This is a genomic window from Silanimonas sp. (assembly GCF_027530345.1).
Lineage (GTDB): Bacteria > Pseudomonadota > Gammaproteobacteria > Xanthomonadales > Xanthomonadaceae > Silanimonas.
Window position 1 is genome coordinate 1 of sequence record NZ_JAPZQK010000027.1, and the last position, 2,250, is coordinate 2,250.

General features: G+C 56.3%; 3 protein-coding genes. All 3 read right to left on the reverse strand.

What is annotated here, in order from left to right:
* Positions 1-217: 217 nt before the first annotated feature.
* Positions 218-631, reverse strand: a complete 414-nt coding sequence (locus tag O9255_RS13100; protein WP_297867314.1) for a DUF6010 family protein — start codon at positions 629-631, stop codon at positions 218-220.
* 98 nt (positions 632-729) lie between these two features.
* Complete coding sequence (locus tag O9255_RS13105) at positions 730-1,137, reverse strand: SH3 domain-containing protein (RefSeq protein ID WP_345781380.1); 408 nt, start codon at positions 1,135-1,137, stop codon at positions 730-732.
* Between the two features lie 318 nt (positions 1,138-1,455).
* On the reverse strand, positions 1,456-2,097 hold the full coding sequence (locus O9255_RS13110; RefSeq protein ID WP_297867315.1) for a LysE family translocator: 642 nt from the start codon (positions 2,095-2,097) through the stop codon (positions 1,456-1,458).
* Positions 2,098-2,250 lie beyond the last annotated feature (153 nt).

Below are 2,250 nucleotides of genomic sequence, written 5' to 3' on the forward strand. Positions count from 1 at the left end.
GGACGTAGTCCTCCAACCGATCAGGGAGCAAAAGCCCTTGGGAGCGGTCGACGCCATCGACGAATCGCTTCATGCACATCACCAATCGACTGGTGTTGAGATCTTGCCAACGGAGAGAAGGTTTTCACACAGCCTCGGCCAGAATCGGCCGTTCAAGACTGGGGCTGATCGACAGCATCAATCGCGAGGCGACTGGTCTCTCCGCTTGAAGGAGCGGCTAGGCCGCATTGCTTGATTTGCGACTTCGACGCAGAGCATGTAGGCCAATGAGATACGCACCTGCTACGAAGTCAAATGCGAGGCAGAAGCCGCGCCACCAACTCGGAACGCCCGGATTGTCGACAACGTGAATGTGAAAGATGTCGTAAATCCCGTGGGCAAACAGCCCCACTGCAATCAAGAGCGGCCACCGCTTAGCTCCAACCACTGCAACAGCCAGGAAAACCAAAAAGACGAGTAGCTCGGAAAGAAACGCGCTGTTAGAGCCAGCAATTGCAGCGAATAGCATGTAGTACGACGCAATCACGATAAGGATGACCGAGTAGAAGCTGCGGTCTCGGTCAAAGCCGAGGGAGCTTGCCGAGAGCCCGACGCCTAACGCGAGCAAACCTCCGATCAGATACTCAATCAAAGCGGCACTCTCCCTTGCGGCATAACGCCTGAGTTACACCGCGCCGCGAAGCGGCGTAGGCTTGAATGAATTGTCAGCCCGCCGCCACATGACACAAATCACGGGTGAGCCTCTTTGAGGTTTGCGAGTGGGACCCACCCCGACTCCGAACTGTTGGGGTTCTCGCACCACACCCAGCCATTCAAAGTTCTTGTGCCGAGAAGTAAGTCTCCTAACTGCGCATTCAACTCTCTAGCTGTGTAGTCATCACGAGCGCGGCCGGTTGCTCCGTTAATGATTTCGATGATTTGTGCCGGAACCCAGCCGCCTTTTTGCCCTGGAGTTTCACAAAAAAACCAGTCGTCCCAACCCTCAAGGCCTTCATGTCTCTGACCGACGGAAAGAGGGGCCCCTTTCGTAAAGGTGATGGGTTCGGGGTATTCACTGGTGTGTTCTTGGATAACTCGGTACGTCTTGGCTTTCACATTTGAGTCCTGCGGGCTAACGCGTGAGCTAAGCGGCATCATCAATCGCTAAGCGATCGATGACGTCGCTTGAGGGAACTGTTTGGCGCAAAGCAACGCGCCAGACATCATCGGTTCAACCTGATGCTCTACTCGGCTTGATTAACGCGCCCGGACTGCGCAGCTGCGCAAGCTTCGCGGGCCGGCTGTCGGATGATGGCGACTTTCGCTAGCGAAGAAGACATACGCCTCCAAGCGATACATGGGCCGCCAAGAACAAGAACAGCATCAAGATGATGCGCAGTTAACGAAAACCGAGCATTGACGACTCCTTGCGTGATGGCGGGCGTTGCGCCTAAAGCTTGAAGGTTGTGGCGGCCTCTAGGCCGTCCTCGCCAACGAAAGGCGAGCAGCAAGAAAGAGAAACACTAGACCAAGGATCCCCTGCCCGTGGTGCTGAAGGCGCAGGACGTCGATGTGCAAGAAGCGAACCCAGGAGAGCAACAAGGACAACGTGAGGTTGTAGACAAGTGCCAACAACGAAAGCATGCCGCCCCAAGCCATGATTTGCGTGGATGGCGAGCCAATCTCTGGGACAACAAACTGTGGGATGAAGACTGAGAAAAAGAGCAGCGCTTTGGGGTTGAGCAAATTGTTTCCCAAGCCCACCATCAGAAGAGTAGGAATCGACGGCGCTGACTTAGGAGCGTTGTGGCACTGGGGCTCTCGCTGTCGGTGCCACGCCAGCAAGAGCCTTAGACCGAGGTATGCCAAGTACACCGCGCCGAGCAGGCGAACAATCGTTGCAACGAGGGGCCAAGTTTCCATGAGCGCACCGAGCCCAAAGGCAACGAGTAGCGTTTGGAGAATTCCGGCAAGGAAGATGCCTGCCGAGCACGCGACTCCGTAGCTGGCGCCCCTCGAAACAGATTGAGAGGCAATGAGCATAAAGTCTGGTCCGGGGACCACCAGCAGTGCGGCGACGGCTGCGAAAAAGATCGGTAGCGCGGAGGTGTCGATCATCTGCGCATTTGTTGCCTCTTTTGAATTTCGAGTGGGTGGCAGCCAGAATCGACCCAAGTCTGGGACCGTTACCTGAGGGAACGTGAGCGAGAAGCAGCTTTTTGAGGCCGCCCTTGGCGTGGCCGCGCCGTGGTACGTGAGCGGGACGGGTTT

Bases quoted from the DNA above. Each gene is read 5' to 3' on its own strand.
- O9255_RS13105 (WP_345781380.1), bottom strand. From the start codon at position 1,137: ATGATGCCGCTTAGCTCACGCGTTAGCCCGCAGGACTCAAATGTGAAA.
- O9255_RS13110 (WP_297867315.1), bottom strand. From the start codon at position 2,097: ATGATCGACACCTCCGCGCTACCGATCTTTTTCGCAGCCGTCGCCGCA.